Below are 7067 nucleotides of genomic sequence, written 5' to 3' on the forward strand. Positions count from 1 at the left end.
CCAAGAGAAGCGCCCACACCTTCATGCTGACACCCGCAGGTCAGTCGGATCCGAACCCGACGCTTTAGGCGCCGGGGCATGCAAGTTCGAGGGGGCCAGGACGCGCCAGTCGGCCCGGATGCGCCGTCCCTCCGCGATCCGCACCGTGAAACCCCTCTCGTCGAAGAACTCCAGCAGCGGCATGGTCAAGTTGCGACCGATGCCGGCTGTCTCGCGGAAGCGCCCGACCGTTAGCAGGCCTTCGGGATGCTCACGCGCCACCGCGTCCGCTATCCGCGCCAGTTCTGCGACCGCCTCCGGCAGCGCGTAGTAGCTCTTCGAGACGCGCGTGAGCCAGCCGAGGCGGCCGACCTTGTCGAGGAGGTGGCGAAGATCATCCGGCTCGCGGTCCACCCGGTCGGCGAGGACGGTGAGGCGGGGCTGGTCCAAGCCCGCCTCCTCCAGCACGGCGCGGACGGCATCGTAGACGATGGCGTCGGCCGGACGCAGGCGCGCCTTGTGGCCGGGCAGGTGCAGGAGCGAGCCGCGCCGCAGGACGCGTTCGGTCCGAACGAGGCCATCAAGGGCGGCCGCAAGGGCCGGACGTTCCCCAGCCTCTACCGTCGACGCGATCTCGTCGCTCGTCAGCCCGGGGTTGTCAGGCTGCGCCATGTGCGTCCGGGCGAGGTCGGACAACACGCTCGCGGCCAGCGCGGCGATCCGCGCACCCTGGAACGCGAGCCGGCGGCCATCCTCCGCGACGACCGCCCCCGCATCCGCAACGAGTGCATCGAGGGTTGCCGCGGTAAGGTTGCGCAGGCGAGCGAGGCGGACGAGGTCGACCCCCGGCACGGATGTGGCGAGGAGCCCTCGGAGAGCGCGACCGTCATCCGCGGTGTCGAGGGCTGCGACGACCGCTCGGCGTTCCGGTGTCCAAGGGCCCCGGCGCGGTCCGTCCACGTCGATCACCCGACCACCCCCGAGCGTGCGCGCGGCCGAGACGTCGCGCAGGACGAAGCGGTCCCCGGCGAGGGCGCCGACCTCGCGGTCCAGCGCGATCACCGCCTGGGCGGTCGCGCCGGGGTCGACCGATCCGCCGCCGGGGAGCAGCAACCGTCCGGTCACGGCCGCCGCGCCGAGATGGAGATGCACTGGGGTGCGATGGCGCAGAGACCGACCCTCGTGCGGCAGCACGCGCACGGAAACGTCGAGGCGGGTCGCCGGCCCGTGCAGGTTCGGCGCCAGGACCCACGTGCCCCGACCCACGTCGTCGACGGACAGGCGAGGACCGGCCAAGTTCAGGGCGCAGCGCTCCCCGGCGCGCGCCGTCTCGGCCACTGCGTCGTGGACGCGAACGCCGCGCACCCGGACCTCGCGTGCGCCGGGGGAGACGAGGAGACGGTCGCCTACCCGCACCGTGCCAGCGTGCACCGCCCCGGTCACGACAAGGCCGGCACCGGGCACCGTGAAGCGCCGGTCGACGGCAAGCCGGAAGCCGCGCTCCGCATCTGCCGGGACGTGGGAGCCAGCCGCGGCCTCCAGCAGGCGGGCGAGGTCATCGATGCCCGATCCCGTCAGCGCGGAGCACGCGACGACCGGTGCCGCCACGAGCCCGGTACCGGCGAGAAGGGCGTGGATTTCCCCGGTCACCGCCGCGATGCGGTCGGGATCGGCACGGTCGGCCTTCGTCAACGCGACGACGCCGCGGTCGAGGCCGAGAAGGTCGAGGATGGCGGCGTGCTCGCGCGTCTGTGGCATCACCCCGTCGTCGGCGGCGACCACCAGAAGCGCGCAGGACACGCCGGTGGCGCCGGCGACCATGGTGCGCACCAGGCGCTCGTGGCCCGGCACGTCGACGAAGCCGAGCGGGACCCGTAGGCGACCGTTCGCAGGCGCGTAGGCGAAGCCGAGATCGAGGGTGATGCCCCTGGTCTTCTCCTCCGGGAGCCGGTCGGCGTCGACGCCCGTCAACGCCTTCACCAGGGCCGTCTTGCCGTGGTCGATGTGCCCGGCAGTCGCGACGATCATGCTGTCCCTCGACCGAGCGGCATTTGACGCGGAGGGCCGGCGCAGGTCACCCCGCGCCGGCGTTTCCTTCAGCCCGGAGGCATCAACCCTTGATCCGGGTCTCGGCGAGTTCGGACATGCAGGTGTCGTAGGGTGTGAACGCCACCCGGTCCGACACCGCGAACAGGGTGAAGGGCGAGTACAGGAACAGGGCCTTGGCCTCGTCCTGCAGGTAGCGCTCCACCTCGCGCACCACCCCCTCCGTCCCGGTCTCCGGCGTATGCAGGAGCTTGTCGTAGAGGGCGTCGAACCTCGGGTCTTCCGGACCCTGGCGCAGGGTCGCGTCCTTCCCGAAGAATTCACGGTGCACGCAGGCCACCGGATATTGCGGCGTCCAGTCGAAATACCATTCGAGCTTGACGTCGAACTCGTCCGGCAGGTCGCCCCGGTCGCTGACGAAGCGGCAGCCCAGGCCGACCTTGGCGAGGCACTGGCCGATGGCCTCCACCACGCCCTTCCAGGCGGGCGACGCCACGAAGACCAACTCCCGCCCCCCGAGGCCCAGGCCGTCGAGCGTGCGCTTGGCACCCTCGGGGTCGTGTAGCATCGGCTTCATGTCCGGGTCCGCGCCGTAGCGGCCGGGCTGGATGAAGGCCGGGATTACCGTGCCGTAGCCATGCGCTCCGTGCTCCAGCACGAAGGCCTGGTCGATGGCGAGGTTGAGCGCCCGGCGGGCCTCCGGTTTGCGCCAGGGCGAGTCCGGACGGTTCTCGTTGAAGACGCCCGTCAGGATCGTCTTCGCCTTCTTCGTCTGGATCTTGCCGTGCTCGCTTGCCGGGAAGGCGTGCGCCTCGTCCGGCGTCAGGTCGAACACCACGTCGACCCGGCCGTCACCGGACGCCACCGACTTGATGCCCTCGGCCTTGCCGATCACGTTGTCGTAGACGATCCGGACCGTCGGCCTGCGGGCCGGGTTCCAGTACGTTGGGTTGGGCTCCATGACCACGCGGTCGGAGCGGCTATCGATGAGCGAGACGCCCTCGGTGAGCACGAACGGGCCAGTCCCCCACGGACCAGGCGCGTCGATGACTCACCAATGACCTTCTGCCGAACCCGTCTTCGGGTCGACGAAGCCCCACTCGTTCCAGAAGCGCGTAGACGGTAGGTGCATGCCGCGCAGCTTCATCAGCGCCGCGGAGTCCCCGCCAGGGAAGCGCATGCGAATGGTGCGCTCGTCCACCGCCTCGCAGGTCACGTCCCGGGCGAAGTTAAGGAAGGCGCCCGGCGGGTGCGGGTTGGTCCATTCCTGAACCTTGTCGAAGCCGAGCTTGAACATCGCCGCGTTGAAGGGCTCGCCGTCCTGGTAGACCGCGTCCCGCATCGTGAGTTCGAGGGTCTCCTTGTCGAGCCAACGCCAGCTCTCGGCGAGGCTCGGCTGGCCGATGCCGTCGTGGTCGACGCGGTTGGCCTCCTCCATCGTGTTCCAGGTGATGGAAAGCCAATTCACCGGCGACGGGTCGACCACCGTCACCGTGTTGTGGGGTCCCCAGGGCTGGCCGCCCCCTGGATCCCCGGTCGCTTGCGCGTCCATATTTCCTCCTATGTTCGACCCGCATGGCGTGCGGGCATCGTCCGGCCCATCGCGAGCCGACAAGTTGGAGGGCGCCGGCAATGACGCATGGCCCTCGATAGATCCGCCCGGGTCGCCGGCCATCCCGCCGTCGAACCCACGCAGGAAAAGTTCGCCTCCGCAGGGAGCATCGCCGCCTGCGCGCGGTGCATCCTCAGTCCGGGTCGTCGTCCCGGGCCATGCCCGTCGCGGCGACGCGGTCGGCGAGTTCCTTCAACTCCTGGCGCAGGTCGGCTAGGTCGCGCTCGCCTAGCCCGGTGCGGCAGACTACGGCCTGCTGAGCCTCCGAGACCCTGACCTCCAACGACCGGCCCGTCTCCGTCAGGGCGACGAGGACGACGCGCCGGTCATTGGCACGGGCGCGAGTGACGAAACCTGCAGCCTCCAGCCGGTCGACCAGGGGCGTGATCGCGCTGGACGTGAGTTGCAGCCGGGTGGCCAGGTCATGCACCGCCGTCACGCCGTCCTGCCAGAGCGCCAGCATGACGAGGTACTGCGGGTAGGTCAGCCCGAGCTCGCCCAGTAGCGGCCGGTAGGCGCGCACGACCGAGTTCGTCGCAGCGTAAAGGGCGAAGCAGAGTTGGTCGTCCAGCCGCAGCCCGCGTTGCTTCGTCGATGTCGCCATTGACCGGCGCTCCGTTCATACCTGAATCATTCATGCGTGAACGATGCTGTCAACCTGTCGGCTTCGCTAGCCGCACCGGAGAACGCCACCGGCTCGAAGGTCGCCCATATGCGCGGCGATCAGGCTGGCAGGACCGGAGATGGTGAATTTTTGGCAAAAGAGGAGGATTAAAAACGAGCCCCACACGTTTGTCTTCCCTCGAAATAGATCCGGCACTGTCATGGCTGTTTGGGAGGCGGCGCTACTCAGTCTAGTCGGCCTCTGAAATTAACTTGGGACAGCTTTGGTCCGGGGTGTGACTTCGGAGGTACATCGGTCCGCTGCGTTTTCGTCTAAGTTGCAGCACGATTGATGTCGCGAACAAGAGAGCGCTGTGATTAAAAACCTGCTTGGCATTCTGGTGGCGGGCACTGCTTTGACCGGCGTCGCCTCCGCCGCCGACCTGCCGCGCCGCGCCGCGCCGCCGCCGCCGGTATTCACCCCCGTCCCGGTGTTCACCTGGACCGGCGCCTACTTCGGTATCAACGCCGGCTACGCCTACACCGAGTCGGACACGATCCGGACCGTCGGCATCGGCACCCTTCAGAACAACGTCAACAACCTGCTGCGCAGCCCGGCGGTCCGCCTGCCGCAGGATGGTTTCTCTGCCGGTGGCCAGGTCGGGTACAATTACCAGTTCACCCCCGGCTCCGGCATCGTCGTCGGCGTCGAGGCTGACGCCCAGTACATGGATCTGCAGCGCACCGGCGTGCAGTCGATCTTCCGCCCGGCCTTCAACCCGAACGTTTTGACCAACACCTACCGGACGGACCTGAACTTCCTCGGCACCGTGCGCGGCCGGGTCGGCTACGCCTTCGACCGCGTGTTCGTGTACGGCACCGGCGGCTTCGCCTACGGCGACGTGACCCAGCGCGTCGGCTTCCAGACCGCCGCGCCGCTGACCTACTTCGGCAGCCGCTCGCGCATCGATACCGGTTACGCCTACGGCGGCGGCATCGAGTACGCTCTGCCCACCGACTCGTTCCTGAACTTCTTCCGGTCGAACGCCGTGACGATCAAGGCAGAGTACCTGCGCTACGACCTCGGCAGCCATAACCTGCTGGTCGGCTCCGTCGGCGGCCCGGGCGTCGGGTACATCTCCCGCTTCCGGACCGAGGGCGCCATCGCCCGCGCCGGCCTGAACTTCAAGTTCGGCTCCTACTAAGATCCGATCGAGCTGCTCCCCGCGGCCGTGCCGGGAGTGCGGCGGTGGGCGAGGGGTAGTTGGTCCTCCTCGTCGCCTTCCGTCGCGGAGGAGCAGCCATCCAGCTGAGCTTCGCATCCCCAGCCCGATCAAACTGGCCGCGAGGTCGGCTACACCCTGGGAGCACCCGCTCCTGGGGCGTTTTTTGGTATGACCACTACCTAATCGGGGCCGCACGTGCTGAACGAGTGTTCGGGAGCAGCCGCAGAGGGCTGTGGCCAACAAGTCGCTGCTGGCATGCTCCAACTGATCACTGGGCGGCCGCTTCGTCCGGGTCTACGCCCGAAAGCATCTCGGCCGTAAATCATCCTGAACGGCCATCCCGCCAACGACCCAATCGCGTTTGAGCCGTACCCCAAAGCGGTCGTCAGATTTTGTACGCTTCGTCCCGATTTGGCGCTTGTGCCGCCGGAGATGAGGGCCGAGGCAGCCGGATCCCCGAGCGTGATCTGCCCCCAATGAAGTGGTCCGCCCTGAGGTATGGCTTTCGGGCCAGGATGAGGACGGACAGACGGGAACGAAGCGGCACAAGCCGGAGGATGTCGTCGCCAAGCTGCGGCAGGTGGATGTGCTGGTCTCCCCGTGGGCCAGAGCGTCGGGGACGCGATCCGCACGATCGGCGTGACGGAGGCTACGTACTATCGCTGGCGCAAGGAGTACGGCGGCCTGAAGAGCGACTAGGTCCGGCGCATGAAGGACCTGGAGACCGAGAACCACCGGCTCCGGAAGGCGATCGCAGATCTCACGCTCGACAAGCTGATCCTGCAGGAGGCTGCCCGGGGAAACTGACCAGCCCCGCGCGCCGACGCGCCTGCATCGAGCATGTGATGGACGTCCTGGACGTCTCCGAGCGCCGCGCGTGCCGTACGCTCGGTCAGCATCGTTCGACGCAGCGCAAGGTGCCGCGGGGCAGAGACGATGAGGCGGCGTTGACCGCCGATCTCGTAGAACTGGCGCGCCGGTACGGGCGCTACGGCCACCGGAAGATCGGCGCGCTGCTGAAGGCGGCCGGCTGGTTGGTCCACGACAAGCGGGTCGAGCGGATCTGGCGGCGCGATGGGCTGAAGGTGCCCGGCCGCCAGCCGAAGAAGGGCCGGCTGTGGGACGGGGATGGTTCCTGCATCCGGCTCAAACCGGAGCGGCGCGACCACGTCTGGGCCTACGACTTCGTCGAGGCGCGCACCCATGACGGGCGCAAGTTCCGGATGCTCAACGTCGTCGACGAGTTCACCCGCGAATGTCTGGCGATCCGCGTTGCGCGCAAGCTGAAGGGAGCTGACGTGATCGACGTGCTCTCGGACCTGTTCATCCTGCGCGGCGTGCCCGAGCACGTTCGTTCAGACAACGGGCCCGAGTTCATCGCCAAGTCGGTGCAGTCCTGGATTGCGGCTATTGACGCGAAGGCCGCCTACATCGCGCCAGGCTCACCGTGGTGAGAACGGCTTTGTCGAAAGCTTCAACGCGCGATTGCGGGATGAACTCCTGAACGGCGAGATTTTCTACACCCTGAAGGAGGCACAGATCATCATCGAAAGCTGGCGTCGGCACTACAACACGATCCGCCCGCACGGTGCGCTTGGCTA

The 7067-nt window shown here is 68.1% G+C and carries 3 protein-coding genes and 2 pseudogenes; 2 read left to right on the plus strand and 3 right to left on the minus strand.

Features of this window, described 5'->3' with window-relative positions; all coding sequences use genetic code 11:
* Nucleotides 1-21 precede the first annotated feature (21 nt).
* The 3 genes and pseudogenes from selB to ACTJK8_RS28190 form a co-directional block, all read right to left on the minus strand.
* Nucleotides 22-2007, minus strand: coding sequence for a selenocysteine-specific translation elongation factor (selB, locus tag ACTJK8_RS28180; RefSeq protein WP_440762879.1), 1986 nt, complete (start codon nucleotides 2005-2007; stop codon nucleotides 22-24).
* A gap of 82 nt (nucleotides 2008-2089) precedes the next feature.
* A pseudogene (locus ACTJK8_RS28185) lies at nucleotides 2090-3700 on the minus strand (ABC transporter substrate-binding protein).
* A gap of 70 nt (nucleotides 3701-3770) precedes the next feature.
* The gene (locus ACTJK8_RS28190) at nucleotides 3771-4241 is read right to left on the minus strand and encodes a MarR family winged helix-turn-helix transcriptional regulator (RefSeq protein WP_029357696.1); all 471 of its coding nucleotides are present in this window, start codon (nucleotides 4239-4241) and stop codon (nucleotides 3771-3773) included.
* A 373-nt stretch (nucleotides 4242-4614) separates the two neighbouring features.
* On the opposite strand from ACTJK8_RS28190, the gene ACTJK8_RS28195 reads away from it, so the two are divergent.
* Together ACTJK8_RS28195 and ACTJK8_RS28200 are read left to right on the plus strand one after the other, a co-directional pair.
* On the plus strand, nucleotides 4615-5445 hold the full coding sequence (locus ACTJK8_RS28195) for an outer membrane protein (protein ID WP_440762880.1): 831 nt from the start codon (nucleotides 4615-4617) through the stop codon (nucleotides 5443-5445).
* Nucleotides 5446-5947: 502 nt separating this feature from the next.
* Nucleotides 5948-7067, plus strand: a pseudogene (locus ACTJK8_RS28200) (IS3 family transposase); the annotation flags it as partial.

Origin of the sequence: Methylobacterium sp. 22177, from assembly GCF_052045615.1 — a bacterium.
Lineage (GTDB): Bacteria > Pseudomonadota > Alphaproteobacteria > Rhizobiales > Beijerinckiaceae > Methylobacterium > Methylobacterium radiotolerans.

Excerpts from the sequence above, each read along its gene's own strand:
- ACTJK8_RS28190 (WP_029357696.1), bottom strand. The coding sequence starts at position 4,241 with ATGGCGACATCGACGAAGCAACGCGGGCTGCGGCTGGACGACCAACTC.
- selB (WP_440762879.1), bottom strand. The coding sequence starts at position 2,007 with ATGATCGTCGCGACTGCCGGGCACATCGACCACGGCAAGACGGCCCTG.